The 14,584-nt window shown below is 71.0% G+C and carries 12 protein-coding genes; 4 read left to right on the top strand and 8 right to left on the bottom strand.

The genetic code is table 11. The annotated features are described in order from the left end of the window. Positions 1-37: 37 nt before the first annotated feature. Positions 38-916 carry a geranyl diphosphate 2-C-methyltransferase gene (locus B085_RS0105675; protein WP_018557596.1) on the top strand — a complete coding sequence of 293 codons (879 nt, stop codon included), beginning with the start codon at positions 38-40 and terminating at the stop codon, positions 914-916. Positions 917-1,079: 163 nt separating this feature from the next. On the opposite strand, the gene B085_RS0105670 is transcribed toward B085_RS0105675, so the two are convergent. Both B085_RS0105670 and B085_RS0105665 read right to left on the bottom strand, forming a co-directional pair. Continuing rightward, entirely contained in the window at positions 1,080-1,949 is an 870-nt protein-coding gene (locus tag B085_RS0105670; RefSeq protein ID WP_026250715.1) for an LLM class F420-dependent oxidoreductase, read from the bottom strand. 137 nt (positions 1,950-2,086) lie between these two features. Next, positions 2,087-2,848 (bottom strand): SDR family oxidoreductase, encoded by a 762-nt coding sequence (locus B085_RS0105665; protein ID WP_018557594.1) that lies wholly within the window; start codon positions 2,846-2,848, stop codon positions 2,087-2,089. 189 nt (positions 2,849-3,037) lie between these two features. Between B085_RS0105665 and B085_RS0105660 the strand changes: the two genes are divergently transcribed. Then, the gene (locus B085_RS0105660; RefSeq protein ID WP_018557593.1) at positions 3,038-3,910 is read left to right on the top strand and encodes a helix-turn-helix transcriptional regulator; all 873 of its coding nucleotides are present in this window, start codon (positions 3,038-3,040) and stop codon (positions 3,908-3,910) included. Between the two features lie 128 nt (positions 3,911-4,038). Here the strand turns inward: B085_RS0105660 and B085_RS0105655 are convergent, their stop codons facing one another. Next, positions 4,039-5,508 (bottom strand): DEAD/DEAH box helicase, encoded by a 1,470-nt coding sequence (locus B085_RS0105655; protein ID WP_018557592.1) that lies wholly within the window; start codon positions 5,506-5,508, stop codon positions 4,039-4,041. 274 nt (positions 5,509-5,782) lie between these two features. On the opposite strand from B085_RS0105655, the gene B085_RS41360 reads away from it, so the two are divergent. Further along, the gene (locus tag B085_RS41360; protein WP_018557591.1) at positions 5,783-6,601 is read left to right on the top strand and encodes a 2'-5' RNA ligase family protein; all 819 of its coding nucleotides are present in this window, start codon (positions 5,783-5,785) and stop codon (positions 6,599-6,601) included. Between the two features lie 57 nt (positions 6,602-6,658). Here B085_RS41360 and B085_RS0105645 read toward each other — a convergent pair whose 3' ends face one another. The 3 genes from B085_RS0105645 to B085_RS0105635 all read right to left on the bottom strand — a co-directional run bounded on the left by B085_RS0105645 (position 6,659) and on the right by B085_RS0105635 (position 10,701). Continuing rightward, positions 6,659-7,207 carry a GNAT family N-acetyltransferase gene (locus B085_RS0105645; protein WP_018557590.1) on the bottom strand — a complete coding sequence of 183 codons (549 nt, stop codon included), beginning with the start codon at positions 7,205-7,207 and terminating at the stop codon, positions 6,659-6,661. A gap of 117 nt (positions 7,208-7,324) precedes the next feature. Further along, positions 7,325-7,990, bottom strand: a complete 666-nt coding sequence (locus tag B085_RS0105640) for a maleylpyruvate isomerase family mycothiol-dependent enzyme (protein WP_037731232.1) — start codon at positions 7,988-7,990, stop codon at positions 7,325-7,327. A 629-nt stretch (positions 7,991-8,619) separates the two neighbouring features. After that, positions 8,620-10,701 carry an NPCBM/NEW2 domain-containing protein gene (locus B085_RS0105635; RefSeq protein WP_018557588.1) on the bottom strand — a complete coding sequence of 694 codons (2,082 nt, stop codon included), beginning with the start codon at positions 10,699-10,701 and terminating at the stop codon, positions 8,620-8,622. A 744-nt stretch (positions 10,702-11,445) separates the two neighbouring features. Between B085_RS0105635 and B085_RS0105630 the strand changes: the two genes are divergently transcribed. Beyond that, entirely contained in the window at positions 11,446-12,435 is a 990-nt protein-coding gene (locus tag B085_RS0105630; RefSeq protein WP_026250712.1) for a phosphotransferase family protein, read from the top strand. 113 nt (positions 12,436-12,548) lie between these two features. Here the strand turns inward: B085_RS0105630 and B085_RS0105625 are convergent, their stop codons facing one another. Both B085_RS0105625 and B085_RS0105620 read right to left on the bottom strand, forming a co-directional pair. Next, a complete protein-coding gene (locus tag B085_RS0105625; protein WP_018557586.1) occupies positions 12,549-13,283 on the bottom strand; it encodes a GNAT family N-acetyltransferase in 735 nt (244 codons plus the stop codon). Between the two features lie 172 nt (positions 13,284-13,455). Beyond that, the gene (locus B085_RS0105620; protein WP_158689669.1) at positions 13,456-14,289 is read right to left on the bottom strand and encodes a GNAT family N-acetyltransferase; all 834 of its coding nucleotides are present in this window, start codon (positions 14,287-14,289) and stop codon (positions 13,456-13,458) included. Positions 14,290-14,584 lie beyond the last annotated feature (295 nt).

Genomic DNA, 14,584 nt, shown 5'->3' with positions numbered 1-14,584 from the left:
CACTGGCACACGGCACCCGCACCACGAGGAGCACCACTTGACCAACGCCCCTGCCGCCCGGCCCGCGGTTCTTCCGGTCCCGGCCCAGTCGACCTACCAGACCCGGATCGCGGACTACTGGAACGCCGAGGAGAACCCGGTCAACCTCGAACTCGGAAAGATCGACGACCTGTACCACCACCACTACGGCATCGGGGAGGCCGACACCTCGGTCCTCGACGAACCCGATCCCGGCATCCGGCGCAAGCGCCTCACCGCTGAACTGCACCGCCTGGAGCACGCCCAGGCCGAACTCCTCGCCTCCCACCTGGGCGACCTGTCCGCGGACGAACGCGTCTTCGACGCCGGCTGCGGACGGGGCGGCGGCAGCGTCGTCGCGCATCTGCGCTACGGCTGCCACGCCGACGGGGTCACCCTCTCCACGAAGCAGGCCGACTTCGCCAACGAGCAGGCCCGTGCCCGCGGCATCGGCCACAAGGTCCGCTACCACCACCGCAACATGCTCGACACGGGGTTCGAGACCGGCGGATACGCGGCGTCCTGGAACAACGAGTCCACGATGTACGTCGAGCTGGACCTGCTGTTCGCCGAGCACGCCCGTCTGCTGCGGCGCGGAGGTCGGTACGTGACCGTCACCGGCTGCTACAACGACACCTACGGCCAGGCCTCACGTGAGGTGTCCCTGATCAACGCGCACTACATCTGCGACATCCACCCACGCTCGGCGTACTTCCGGGCGATGGCGCGCCACCGTCTGGTACCGGTCCACGTCGAGGACCTGACCGAGGCCGCGATCCCCTACTGGGAGCTGCGCAAGAAGGCGGACCATCTGGTCACCGGCATCGAGGACACGTTCCTGACCGCCTACCGCAACGGCAGCTTCCAGTACCTGCTCATCGTGGCCGACCGGGTCTGACCCTTCGCACGGCGATCCCCGTGCCCGTGGACGCCGCCCACGGGCAACCGCCCCTCACCGGCGCGTGACAGCCGCGCCGGTGAGGGGCGCCGTGTCGGCGGCGAATGGGTCCTCCCGCGAGGAGACCCCTCAGCGGGCGGGTGGTGCCGGCCGCCTGAACCGCTCAGTGGCCGGGTGCGATCCACGTCCGGGCGAGTTCCGCGACCCAGGCGGCCGCCGCGTCGGGCGAGCGCGGGGGTGCGGCGACGACGACGACTTCGGAGACGCCTGCCGCGGTGAGCGCGGGCAGGTGCTCGGGTGTGCCGTCGCTCAGGGCGACGGCGACCGTGAGGTCGTCCGGGGTACGGCCGTGGCGGGCGCATTCGTCGGCGAGGACGGCCACACGGGAGGGGACGTCGACGACGGGGACGTTGAAGCCGTACCAGCCGTCGGCGAGCCCGGCCGCGCGCCGCAGGGCGGTGTCGCTGTTGCCGCCGATCACGACCGGGAGCCGGCCGCCGCGCAGCGGCTTGGGGTTGACCCGGATCGCGTCGAAGCGGGTGAACTCCCCGGCGAAGGAGGCGGGATCACCGGTCCACAGGGCGCGCATCGCGGCGAGGTACTCCTCGGTGCGCCGCCCGCGCCCGGCGAAGGGGACTCCGAGCGCCGCGAACTCCTCGGCGGACCAGCCGGCACCCACCCCCAGGGTGAAGCGTCCGGCTGAGAGCACGTCGAGGGTGGCGGCCTGCTTGGCGACCACGACCGGGTTGTGCTCGGGCAGCAGGAGCACACCGGTGGCGAGCTCGATCCGGCTGGTGACGGCCGCGGCGTAGCTCAGGGCGAGCAGGGGGTCCAGCCAGTCCGCGTCCGCGGGCACCGCGATCCGGCCGTCCGCGGAGTAGGGGTAGCGGGAAGCGGGCGCGTCCACCAGCACCACGTGCTCGCCGCACCAGAGCCTGGCGAAGCCGTTCGTCTCCGCCGCCGTGGCCACCGCCGCGATGACCTGCGGACGGGCACCGTCACCGATGCCGAGCGCGTGCAGTCCCACTCGCATCCGCCACCTCCTGGCGGCACCCTAAGCGGCGAGCGCGGACGCGTTCGGGCGACGTGGCACGCCGTTCACGGAGGCGGTACGGCGCGTCACCCGTACGGCCGGGGCCCCGCACCCCCTGCCCGGGCCCGGTGGGGGTGTCAGCCTTCGCGGCCGGGGAGCATGGTCAGGGCCTGGGAGCGCCGTGCGACGAGGTCGTCGTAGGTTCCGTCCCGCTCGGCCCAGCGGTGCATGAGGACGCCCTTCACGAGGAGCTCGCGCGGGGTGGGGTCCTGTGAGAGCAGGTGCATGACCTCGGTGGCGAAACCGTCGAGCGGCAGCGCGTGCGGGTTCACCTTCTCCTGGCCCGCCGTGGCGACGGCCGGGGGGACGAGCTCGACGACGCCGACACCGGTGCCGTCGAGCTGCGCCCGCAGTGCCTCGGAGTAGGCGTGCACCGCGGCCTTCGAGGCGGCGTAACTGGGCATGGGCGGGAACGGCAGGAAGGCGATGCCCGAGGTGACGGTGATGAACGTGCCGGCTCCCCGCCGGATCAGGTGGGGGGTGAAGGCGTCGACGACCCTGATCGTGCCGACCAGGTTGGTGTCGATCGTCCTCTGGGCCACCTCGAAGTGTGCGGGGTCGCGCAGGTCCTCCGTGATCATGACGCCGGACATGGTCACCACGGTGTCCAGTCCCGGGTACCGGGCGAGCACGACGTCACGGAAAGACGCGACGGAGGAACTGTCGGTGACGTCGACGGGGAATGTGCCGAAGCCCTCGTCGGCGAGTTCCGACAGCGCCTGCGGGCTGCGGCCGCCGACGGCCACGGTGCTGCCCGCCGCGGCGAAGCGGCGGGCCAGCTCTCGGCCGATACCCGAGGTTCCGCCGACGACGAGCACGGTGCGGTTGGAGAGATCCACAAGATCTTCCCTTCGGTCCAGGGCGCCGGCGGAACTCAGGTCCGCGGCGCGGACAGCGATGGCCGCTGTCTTTTTCGAAGCAGTGGTACCGAAGTCTCGACGGAATGCGCGGGGGGTGGCAGGGCCCCGGTTTTCCCTGGTCCTGGCAGGGCCCCCTCTGACCTCCGCGGACCGCATTACGGTGGCGGTATGAGGGACGAGGAATCCGGCAACCGGCTCGGAAGCTACCTGCGTGCCCGGCGTGAGCTGGTCTCCCCGGCGCAGGCAGGGCTCCCGCCCGGTGGCAATCGCCGCGTGCCCGGCCTGCGCCGTGAGGAAGTGGCCCTGCTGGCCGGAATCAGCCCCGACTACTACCTGCGCCTGGAACGGGGTCGTGACACGAACCCCTCGCCCCAGGTCCTCGAATCACTCGCGCGCGTCCTGCAGCTCGACGACATCGAGCGGACGTATCTGCTCGGCCTGACCGCGGCACGCCCCAGGGCGCCGCGCCGCAAGCGGCCCGAGCACGTACCGGCACGCGTGCACGAACTGCTCGCCCACCTTCAGATCCCCGCGTTCGTCGAAGGGCGCGCGTTCGACGTCCTGGCCTCCAATGCGATGGCGCTCGCGCTCTCCCCCCGCCTGCGGCCGGGCGAGAACCGGCTTCGCTCCCTGTTCCTCGACCCCGAGGAGCAGGCCTTCCAGCGCGACTGGACGAAGGCGGCCGCCGATTTCGTCGCCGCCCTGCGCACCACGATCGGGGACGACACGGACAACCCCCGGTTCGTCGAGCTCGTCGGAGAGCTCGCGCTGAGCAGTCAGCCGTTCCGCACCCTGTGGGCCCGCCACGACGTGCGCCGTCTGGACGGGGGCACGGCCACGGTGAACCACCCCGTCGTCGGTGAACTCCGCCTCCACCGCGACAAACTCCCCGTCGACGACGTCATCCTGGTCGTCTACTACCCGGACAAGGACAGCGACAGCGACGAGAAACTGCGGCTCCTGACCGCCCTCGCACAGAGCGGGTCCGCCGGTGAGGCCCATGACGGGCGGACGGACGCGCCACATCCGAAGGCACCCTGACGAGTGGGTGCCGGTCCGCCGACCGTGTCTTCGTTACGGACCGGTGAACCCGACGGCGGGCCGCTCACCGGCGCGTTGTGCAATGCCCGGGCCAGGGCGACGGGTGGAGTGGCGCGGCCTGCGCGGGGTCACTTGCCCCGGCGGATGCGGGCGGCCTCGCGGGCCGCCGCCATCTGGCGGGCCTCGGCCGCCTTGCGCGACTCCCGGCCGGGCCTCGTGCCCAGGCCGCGGAACGGGGCTCCACCACGGGCCGGCGTGCTCGCGGCCGGTGCGCCCGCGACGGGGACGCCGGACGGGGCCTTGGCCCCGGTGATCCGGCTCAGCGCCGCCTCGCCGGAACGCACCTGGGTGATCGTCGGCCGGATGCCCGCGTCGGACAGGAGCCGGGTCACGTCGCGGCGTTGGTGAGTGGTCACCAGGGTCACCACCCGGCCCGACCGGCCGGCCCGCGCGGTCCGGCCACCGCGGTGGAGGTAGTCCTTGGAGTCGCCGGGCGGGTCGACGTTGACCACGAGGTCCAGGTCGTCGATGTGGATGCCCCGGGCGGCGACGTTGGTGGCCACCAGCGTCGTCACCTCGCCGGTCTTGAAGCGGGCCAGCGCCCGTGTGCGCTGCGGCTGGGACTTCCCGCTGTGCAGGGCCGCCGCCGGGATCCCGGAACCCTCGAGGTGCCTGGTGAACTGGTCGACCGCGTGCTTGGTGTCCAGGAACATGATCACCCGGCCGTCGCGGGCGGCGATCTCGGTGGCGGCGGCGTACTTGTCGGCGGCGTGCACGTACAGCACGTGGTGCTCCATGGCGACGACGGTCGCGGCCGAGGGGTCGACCGAGTGGACCACCGGGTCGGTCAGGTAGCGGCGGACCAGGAGGTCGATGTTGTTGTCGAGCGTGGCCGAGAACAGCATCCGCTGGCCACCGGCCCGCACCTGGTCCAGCAGCTCGGTGACCTGCGGCATGAACCCCATGTCGGCCATCTGGTCCGCCTCGTCCAGGACCGTGATGCGCACGTGGTCCAGGTGGCAGTCACGGCGCGTGACGAGGTCGCTCAGTCGCCCGGGCGTCGCGACGACGATCTCGGCCCCCGCGCGGATCGCCCCGACCTGCCGGCCGATCGACAGGCCGCCGACCACGGTGGCCAGCCGGAGGTCCAGCGCCCGGGCGTAGGGGGTGAGCGCGTCCGTGACCTGCTGGGCCAGCTCACGGGTCGGCACCAGGACCAGTGCGCGGGGCCGCTTGGGCTCGGCGCGCTGTCCGGCCGTGCGGGCCAGCAGCGGCAGGCCGAAGGCCAGGGTCTTGCCCGAGCCGGTACGCCCCCGGCCGAGCACGTCCCGGCCGGCCAGCGCGTCCGGCAGGGTGGCGGCCTGGATGGGGAACGGTTCGTGCACGCCGAGATCGGTCAGGGTCTTCAGCAGCGCTGGCGGCAGCTTGAGCTCGGTGAACGCCGTCATCGGCGGCAGCGCCGGGGTCACCGTCACGGGTGCCGAGAATTCTGCCTGCGGGCCGGCGGGCCGTTCCTTGCCGCCGGAGCGGCCGGGGGCCTGCGGGCGCGAACGGCCGGCCGGGCCGGAGCGGTGGTCGTTCCGGGGCGAACGGTTCATGGGCGAACCTTCCTCGACGGGGCACGCATCGAGGGAATTCCCGGCGGAATGCGCGGCCGGGGAGTCGCCAGAACGAGCCGAAGACAAAACGGTGACCGACAGCGGGTGGTCCCGTCGATACCGCGTGGGGTCCAGCTGCGTCGTGCGTGCCGACGCCGGGTACCGATGCCTGCGGGATCGCACTTCCCCGCGAGTTTACCCGCCCGGCCCGATTCTCCGTGCGGGCCCGCGCTGAGCACGGCTGCGAGGCGGCGGGAGGTGCCAGACTGGCGCCATGGACAGGCCGCAGACCGTCGACGCGTACATCGAAAGGACCACCGGGAAGAGCCGGGAGGCGCTCGAGCAGGTACGGGCGCCGGCTTTCGAAGGGGCTCCGGAGGCGAGCGAGGCGATCAAGTGGGGACATCCCGCCTGGGCGATCAGCGGCGGCGATCCGCACCTCTCGCGCAGCTCCGCAGGCGTTCGTGGAGTTCCTGATCTCACCGGCCGGCATCATGTCGCCATGGCGGCGGACGGCGTGGGTCGGTATCAGGCAGGCGAGACAGCGCTGATCGTCAAGGTGCCCGAGGCCGAGCCCGTCGTGGGCAGCTGGCGTGAGCTGTTCGACGCCTCGGCGAGGGCCGGGGTCCCGGCGCACGTGTCGGTGCTCTACCCGTTTCTGAGCCAGGACCAAGTCGATGATCGGGTCCTGGGCGTCATGAGCGAACTCTTCTGCTCCCACAGTGCTTTCGATGTTCGTTTCCGCAGGTGCGGACGCTTTCCGGGCGTCCTCTACCTCGCCCCGGAGCCGGACGGGCAGTTGCGGGCGCTCACTCTGGCCGTCGCCGACCGGTGGCCCGAGGCACCGCCGTACGGAGGCCGGTTCGCCGAGGTCGTTCCGCATCTGACGGTGGCGCACGACCAGGAGCCGGGTGTGTTGGACGCCGTTGAGGCCGATCTGGCGGGTCGGCCGCCGGTCACGGCACGCGTGAGTTCGGTGCAGTTGCTGGTCTTCGACGGCACCGCGTGGCGTGAGCAGGCGGACTTCGCCCTGCGCGCACCACGGATCTCCGCTCCGTCAACCTGCGCGGAGCCGCGTGACCGGAAACCTTGAACGGGTCGGCACGTGAGGCCCCGTGGGGCGAAGATCCGCCATCCGGGCTCGGCTCACTCAGACCGGGACTTCAAGAATGAGTTCGAGGCCGTCCACCTCGTCCCACTGCTCTCCGACCTCGACGAAGCCGAATCCCGAAACGGTGGCCAGAGATGCGGTGTTCTGGGGGCTGATCGTCACCCTGGCCGTCCTGACTCCGGATTCGGCGGCGGCGCGACGCAACAATTCGGTCAACATCGTCCTGGCGTACCCCTGACGACGGTGGCCGGGTGCCACCGAATAGCCGATCTCCACCATGCCCGCCTCATCGGGCGGCCCGTGGAACCCGGCGTACCCCACGACGACGCCTTCGGGCTCGGCCACCACGGCTCGGGTGAGCCACCCTGCGCTACGGGGGTCCGAGGCCAACTGGTCTACCCGATACCGCCAGACCCATTTCGCCTGATCAGTGAGGAAGTAGTCCGTGAGCCCGACTCCGGCTTCGGTACTGGCACGGGCGAGGTCGTCGTCCAGCAGGGCGCTCATGGCCGTGCCGGTCAGATCGACGAATCTCACCGACCGCAGGCCGGCGATGGCTGGGGACCGGCGGGTGGGTTCATCTGTCACAGTGCGGATGGTGTCGAAGCCCTCCGCGGCGTGTCCAGCGGTTTGGCCCTGGGCCTCGGGTGTGCCGTCGCTCGCCGGGGTGGGGCCGGACCCGACACCACGACCCGGGACGCGGAGTCACGCGGCCTGGCAGCGGCCGTGGAGGAGTTCCACGCCGTCTCCTTCGAGGTCGTCGCAGTAGGAAGCCCGTCCGGTCGTTGCCATGATCAAGGCCAGGGTGGGGCCGGAGACGAGGGGCCCGGTGCCGGTGGTGAAGGGGCCGTCGTCGGCCACGAGTTCCAGTCCGTCGATGCGTCCCTTGGCGAGGACCACGAGGTCGGAGCCCCGGTAGTACTCGGCGACCCGGGTCACGGCCTCGATGGGGTAGTCGTGACGGATGCCCAGCGGGCGCCGGATGTCCTCGGCATGGACGATTGTCTCGCCGAGCATGGCGATGGCGGGCAAGGGGGGCTTGGTGGTGCTGGGGATGATGCGGCGGAACCGTTCGAGGGTTTCGCCGGGTGTGGTGCCCAGGTGCTCGGCAAGTCGCATGGCGACCTGTTTGTCGAAGTCGAACCTGCAGCGGATCACTCCGGCCATCCAGCGCACGGCATTGAGGCTCGCTGACGCGGTGAGGTGCGCCAGTACCTCACGCACCGTCAATCCGCTGCAGAGCGATGGCGTTGTCCAGCGCTCGTCGCTCAGATCTGCGAGGTCGGCCGCCAGGGCCGCTCGCTCGGCGCGGATCAAAGGCCAGACCCCGGTCCCGTGGTCCTGGTCTGCTGTCAGCTCCGGATCGGTCATGGGGAAGTGTCTCCTGTCACGGGTCGTGCGCTGCATCACGGGCGGTACCAAGCGGGGCCTCCGGCAGGGGCATTCGTGAGGGAGACTCCTCCTTGCGGGCGAAGTCATCGCCCGCGAGTCATGTCTTCTCCGGCATCCGGTCCGGTTGCGGCAAGGCTGGTGATGCTCCTTCTCATGAGTCGCGCGGTGCCGCCCACCACGCCGTCGGCGTAGGCGGCGGCGGAGGGGAAGGATCCCGAGGTGTGGGCCATCTGCGGGTGCTCTCCAGGCTCGGTGGTCGGCCGGGGGCAGGGCGTCCGCACAGTAGCAGCACGTCGCCGACCGGCCGGCGTGGTCGGCGAACGGCCGCGCCGACGACATCTCGGAGCCGGCGGGCCATGGCAGGAGGCCGCGTGGGGCACTGCGGTGCGTGGCACGCCGGATCGCGGACCAGCTCCTTCCGCGGACCGACGAGCACGACGCCGAAGCCGTGGGCTGTTGGGCGCGGAAGTGGTGCGCTCCCCGTCGCGGGCCGGCAACGCGACACGCCGTGACGCGTAAGCGCGTCACGGCGTGTCGAGAGGCGTGTCGAAAGGCTTGGCGGATCGGCCGCACCCGGGTGTGGTGTCTCTGGGTGCGGCCGGTCCGGGTCAGCAGGTGGCGTCGAGGCCCGCCCAGTTGGCGCGGTCGTTGTAGCCGCCGTCGCCGGCGTCGCCGACCACGAGGTCGAGGACCCGGACGCCGGTCAGGTCGACGTCGGCCTGACGGGTGTCGTCACGGGTCAGCACACCGCTGTCGAACAGCACCTTGCCGTCACCGATGACCTGGAAGGTGGACGTGCCGCCCTCCGGGCCGACGTTGCGTACCGCGTCGTCGATGCCCACGGTCGCGGTCAGCCGGGTGCACCGGTCCCCGAGGTAGTAGCGGATCGTGGACGGCGAGGCGACCCCGATGCCGGTCGGGTGGACCTGGCCGAGCATGCTGATCGGCGACCAGCCGCCGACGCTCAGGTCGACCGTCGGGCTCATCCAGCCGCTGGTGGCGCTGATCCACTGGTGGTGCGAGAGCGCGACGTCGCCGTCAGGTGCCGCCGGTGCGACGACTATCGCCGTGGACGTCTCCTGCCGCAGCCGCTTCTTGCCGGTCACCTCGTACGAGGTGGTGGCGGTCAGCGTGACGTTGCCGGGCGCGGCGCCTGCCGGCAGGGTCACCGTGAAGGCGAAGGTCGCGGAGCGGTTGGAGTCCAGCAGCTTCGGCGCGTTGCCGATGGGACTGGCCGTCCAGCCGGCGGGCACCGCCAGGTCGACCCGCGGGGTGAAGACCGGCTGCGCACCGTCGTTGCGGACGGTGACCTCGACCCGGGCCTGGTCGCCGCCGGCGACCAGCGGGGCGGTTCCGGCCGGCACCGTGTCGCCGCCGACCTGCGTCAGCTGCGGCAGACCGGCGACGACGTGCGGAACACCGGGCTTGCCGGTGGCCCGGCCGACCCGGATCAGAGCCGCGCCGTGGGCCGGGACGGCGGCACTGATGGTGCCGGCGCTCTCGGTGACCTGGTTGGTCCAGGCGTTCTTCAGGGTGAACCGGTCCCCGGTGAGGCCGACCGACGACGCCTTCGTGGTCAGGGTCGCAGGGCTCTCGCCCCGGTTCAGCAGCACGACGGCACGGTCACCGTTGGCCAGCCGCTTCACCCAGGTCTCCGTCGTACCGGCGGGGCCGACGCGGACGGCCTGGACGACGGCGGGGTCCTGGTTGATCGCGAGCACATCGGGGTCGGAGAGAGTGCCGAGCGAGGTCTTGCCCAGCTTGGTGACGTCGCTGCCGATGATCAGCGGGGCGGCCGCCACCGACCACAGCGTCATCTGGGTGCGGAACTCCTCGTCGGACATCCCGTGCTCGGGACCGAGGTAGTCCGGGTCGTTGAAGTGCCCGGGACCCGCGGCCTCGGGATGCCGCGCGTTCGCGTCGTAGTTGCGCAGCACGTCCTTGAACTTGATCTCGTCGACGAAGCCCACGTCGGTGTACGTCCGCCAGGACTGCGCGATCTTCGGCGCGTAGCTCCAGGAGTACGTCGACTGCTGCTCCTCCGGGTAGTCGCCCCAGTCCGGGGAGGTCACCGGGTTGCAGAGGTTGAAGATCATGGGGCGCTTGGCGGCGTTGTTCCGCAGCGCCTGCGCGAACTCGGTGTAGACGGTCTCGGGGTCGAGGTCCGCGGCGATCCCGCAGAGGTAGTCCACCTTGACCGCGTCGAACTTCCAGGCCGCGAACTGGTCCGCGTCACGCTGGTAGTAGCCGTGGCTGCCCAGCCCGCACTTGCCCGGGATGTAGGGGCCGGCGTCGGTGTAGATGCCGGCCTTCAGGCCCTTGGAGTGGATGTAGTCGACCAGCGGCGACAGCCCGTTCGGGAACTGGGCGGGGTTGGGCGTCAGGTCGCCGGCAGCGCTGCGCGGGGTCGGCGCCGCCCAGTTGCCGTCGATCCAGACGTACTGGTAGCCGGCGTCGCGCAGGCCGCTGGTCACCAGGAAGTCGGCTGTCGACTTGATCTCGGCCTCGGTGGGATCGCCACCGAACGCGTAGTAGGTGTTCCAGCCCATGTACGGCGTCGGGCTCAGCACCTGCCCGGTTGCCGGCGTCTCTGCCGTGGCGGTGGTGGCCGCCGGGCTCGCGTAGGCGGGTGCCGGCAGCGCCAGCAAGCCTGCCACGAGGGCGAGGAGGGCGGTGAGATGTCGTTTCACATCGGATCCTTCGCTGTCCGATCGATCAGGCGTGCCGACCCGTCCCGGTCATGACCCTGAGGTGCCGCTCCCTCGTCGGGGGTGCGGTGGTGTCCTCGGATCCGTCCATGCCCGCGCGCCTGCGATCTCGTTTCCAGGATCCTGCAGGGGTTACGAGCGTGCGTCAATAATAATTCCTAAATTAAGAGTTACTGGTGGGGCCGGGTCGCGGGGACGGCGCCGGTGACGTACACCGCGACGGACCGCGTCGCGTATCCAACCGTCACCAATCGGACCATCCATGAGGTGACGTCAGATAAGGCATATGAGGCGACCCGCGGTGTCTGTGCCGGCGGAAGCCTTTGCGGCGGAGGGCCACGGCCCTGACCCGCGACGTCTCACCGTGACGAACCACGTACCGGCCGGTGTCGTCCACCGCCGCGGTTGCCGCGACGGCGTCCCCGTGCCGGCCGCCTCCCTGTATACGAACGGCCGCATCGGCGCGGTGCCGGGACCGGTACAAGAGGGCGCTCGGCTTCCGTCGGCTGTACGAGGTTGCCCGGTGTGATCGGGAGGCGAGGGGGGCGCGGCGCGGGTGCGGGACACTTCGCCGGGTGGTCCTCACGCCGGCAACCGACTGGTCGTCCGGACACCTTCCCGGCCCCTGTGCTCCCTTCACGGCCGCCTGGCTCGCGTGCTCGGCCCTCCCCGGCCGTGGGACGGCACCGGGTTCGCCGCGGGCCGGCCCGCGGATAGGCTCGGCGGATGCGCCAGTTCACGGACATCGCAGTGCTGTCGGGGATCGTGCGGGAGGCACTGGGATCGGGAGTAGACGTCGTCGGGGTGGACCGGTTGCGTGGCGGGAGCAAGAAGGGGGTCTACCGGGTTCATGTGCGCGGTTCACGTGCGGCGAGTGTGATCGTCTACAGCTGGGCCGATGGCGAGAACTTCTGGCCGTCCGCGGAGGGCGTCGACGCGGGCCACCCGCTCGCTCCCGCCTCCGGACTGGTTCCCTTCCTGGCCGCTCAGCGGACGCTGGACCGCATCGGGGTCCGGGTTCCGGCACTGGTCCTGGCCGACGACAGCCGGCGCCGCCATCCTGCCGACGTCGCAGTGGTCGAGGACGTTGCGGGACCCACGCTGGAAGCACTCCTGAGGACGGATCCCGCACGCGCATCGGATGCCCTGAGCGAACTGGCGGCCATGCTCGGCGTGATGCACCGGCAGCGCGGTCGCCGCTTCGGCAGGGTGGACGTGCTGGAGCGGGGCGACAAGGCGAGCGGCGATTCTTGCGAACAGGTCGTGTTCGAGCGTGCCCTCGAGGATCTCGCGGAGGCGGCCGAACGCGACCCCCGGATCGGATCGGCCGCGGCCCCATTGCGTGACCGCCTGCGGGAGCTGGCCGCACGGGTCACCCCGCGCACGGAACACAGGCTGATCCATGGCGAACTCGGGCCCGACCACGTCCTGGTCGATGCCCAGGGACACCCCGTCCTCATCGACATCGAGGGCCTGATGTTCTTCGATGTCGAGTGGGAGCACGTCTTCTTGCAGCTCCGCTTCGGTGAGCGTTACCCGGCCCTGTCGCGCCCCGGGCTCGATCCCGCTCGGCTCGATCTGTTCATGCTCGCGATGCGTCTGTCCCTGGTGGCTGGCCCCTTGCGCATCCTGGACGGCGACTTCCCGCACCGCGCACTGATGCGGGGCATCGCCGACCACAACGCGAAGGAGGCGCTCGCGCTGCTGACCCGGTAGTGCCGCGTGCCTCGACGCGAGGGTGTGGTCGTGTGGTGCGCGGGCGAAGCGGCGGGCACGGCGGGCATGAAGGGCCGCGAACCACGGCCGGTCGCACAGCCGCAAGGGTCGGGCTAGGCGGGGAAGGCGAAGAGGCGGTACTGCGAGACCTCGACGAAACCGAAGCTCCGGTACAGGGGTTCGCCGGCCGGGCTGGCGGCGAGTGCCGCCAGCCGCATACCGCGGTCCTGTCCCACGCGGAGCGCCGCCGCGGTCAGCGCCTTGCCGATGCCGCGTCGGCGGTGCGTGTCCGCGACGTGGACGATGAAGATCCCGGCCACGTCGTGGGCCGCGATCACCACGGTCGTGCCGACCACGCGGCCGTCGAGGACCGCCGCCAGTCGGACGATGTCCGCGTTGTCCCGACGCTGTGACTCGACCCGCACGATGTCGGACTCGAGGCCGGGTGCCACCCCCATGGACGCGCTGTAGGTGCGCACCAGCTCCGGCAGGTGGCCGCGATCGGTCACCGCTTCGATCCGCAGGCCGGCCGGTGGTTCCGTCGGGTCCATTTCCTGGTCGAGCGGCCTGACCATCACGGGGATCGTGGTGAGTTCCCTCGCTCCGTGTGCGGCGAGGGCCGCCGACGTGTCCACGGGGCTGTCCGGGCCGACCCACCACCACCAGGGCACTCCCGCGAGCCGCTCTCGCGCGGTGGCCGTGAGCTGCTCGGCCGCATCCAGGGAGCGGACGCGGACCACCCCGTTGAACTGCGGTGCGGCCAGGCCGCTGCGGAAGTGTTCGAGGTCACTGTCCCCGTGTTCCGCTGGGCCCCAACCGGTCAGGTACTGCCGGAAGTTGGCGGTCACGCGGGCCAGAGTCCCGGCGTGCCCAAGGTCTCCAGAGGTGTGCTCTTCCGGGAGTGCGCCCTCCGTGAGCGGTACGTCGGCTCCACTTGCTGCGTTCGTCATGCGTGTCATTTCTGGCTGGGCCTCGGACGTGGTCGGTCCGCGAGGGATTCTGTGTTTCGTGCGGTCGTCTTCACCCTGGGGCGCCTGTCACCACGATTCGGTAATCCGATACGGGGTGGTATCCGATACGCCGGTAGACGCTGTTGCTCGTCGGGTTGGCGAGATCGGTGAAGAGGAGTACGTGTTCCGCCCCGGCGTCCATAGCCGCCTGCGAGACCGCTGCCGTGACGGCGGAGCCGTAGCCCATGCCGCGGTGTTCGGGCAGAGTGTAGACGGGGGTGAGGCGCGCCATGCCGGCCACCACCGCCGTCATGGCGGCCATGGCCACCGGTTCGCCCTCGACGGTCCACAAGCGCCAGCCCGCCCGGGCGATCCGCTCGTCGATGAATGCCCCGAGGTCGGCCCCCAGCGAGCCGGCTTCCGCGACGAAGCGGGTGCACCAGTCGTGGAGAAGAGCCCGGTCACCGTCGGTTGCCGCCCGAGGCGCCCCAGGGGGTGCGACATCAGGGCGCTCCAGTTGCCGGAGGCGGTGGAGGCGGAGGTGTGGTCCGTTCGTCGGGGCGAAACCGGTGGTCGTCTGCCAGGCGGTCGAGAAGACGCGGACCGACGCGTCGTCGGCCAGGAGCTGTGTGAACGGGTGCGGCTGGGCGGACAGAAGTGCGGCCAGGTCCGCGGCCGCCTCCGGTGAAAGGCGGCTCGCGGTCAGCAGGTGAGGTGGCATCCACACGAACGCGGCCGACGTCGCGGCTTCGGCCGGCTCGCGCCACCAGCCCAGCACCGTGGGCGGTGTGTCGCCCGCGGAGTGCAGACGCTCGATCGTGTCGAGCCCGGACAGCAGCATGGTGTGCAGATCGGGACGTGCGTCGAGGAACGCCCCGGCCTCGGAGCGAAACACTGCGGGCATGTCCGTGATGGACCAGGTCACGAGAAGGGATCTCCTGCTCACGGGGAAGGGGGCGGGGTCTTGTCGGCGCGAAGGAGTTCAGTGCCCGGGCGCAGGGCGGGAGGGCCTTGTTCGCTCCGCGGATGACGTACGTACCGGCAAACGTCAACCAGGCGCCCGCGGTCAGCTACGGGGTGGCGGCAGGGTCATTGGAACCTCGTCAGAGCAGGATGTGTGTCGCGCGCGACGTGCGAGTCCATCATGACGGCCCTCGGTGCGCGGCGTCCACGTGATAGATGTCACTCATGATCTATGG

The organism is Streptomyces sp. BoleA5, assembly GCF_000373665.1.
Taxonomy (GTDB): Bacteria; Actinomycetota; Actinomycetes; order Streptomycetales; family Streptomycetaceae; genus Actinacidiphila.
Note: the sequence above shows the minus strand (reverse complement) of the source record. Positions and strands in the feature narration are given on the sequence as shown.

What these genes read in the sequence shown, in the direction of transcription:
- B085_RS0105670 (WP_026250715.1), bottom strand. Translation starts at nt 1,949, where the DNA reads ATGCGAGTGGGACTGCACGCGCTCGGCATCGGTGACGGTGCCCGTCCG.
- B085_RS0105660 (WP_018557593.1), top strand. Translation starts at nt 3,038, where the DNA reads ATGAGGGACGAGGAATCCGGCAACCGGCTCGGAAGCTACCTGCGTGCC.
- B085_RS0105655 (WP_018557592.1), bottom strand. Translation starts at nt 5,508, where the DNA reads ATGAACCGTTCGCCCCGGAACGACCACCGCTCCGGCCCGGCCGGCCGT.
- B085_RS41360 (WP_018557591.1), top strand. Translation starts at nt 5,783, where the DNA reads ATGGACAGGCCGCAGACCGTCGACGCGTACATCGAAAGGACCACCGGG.
- B085_RS0105640 (WP_037731232.1), bottom strand. Translation starts at nt 7,990, where the DNA reads ATGACCGATCCGGAGCTGACAGCAGACCAGGACCACGGGACCGGGGTC.
- B085_RS0105630 (WP_026250712.1), top strand. Translation starts at nt 11,446, where the DNA reads ATGCGCCAGTTCACGGACATCGCAGTGCTGTCGGGGATCGTGCGGGAG.
- B085_RS0105620 (WP_158689669.1), bottom strand. Translation starts at nt 14,289, where the DNA reads ATGCCCGCAGTGTTTCGCTCCGAGGCCGGGGCGTTCCTCGACGCACGT.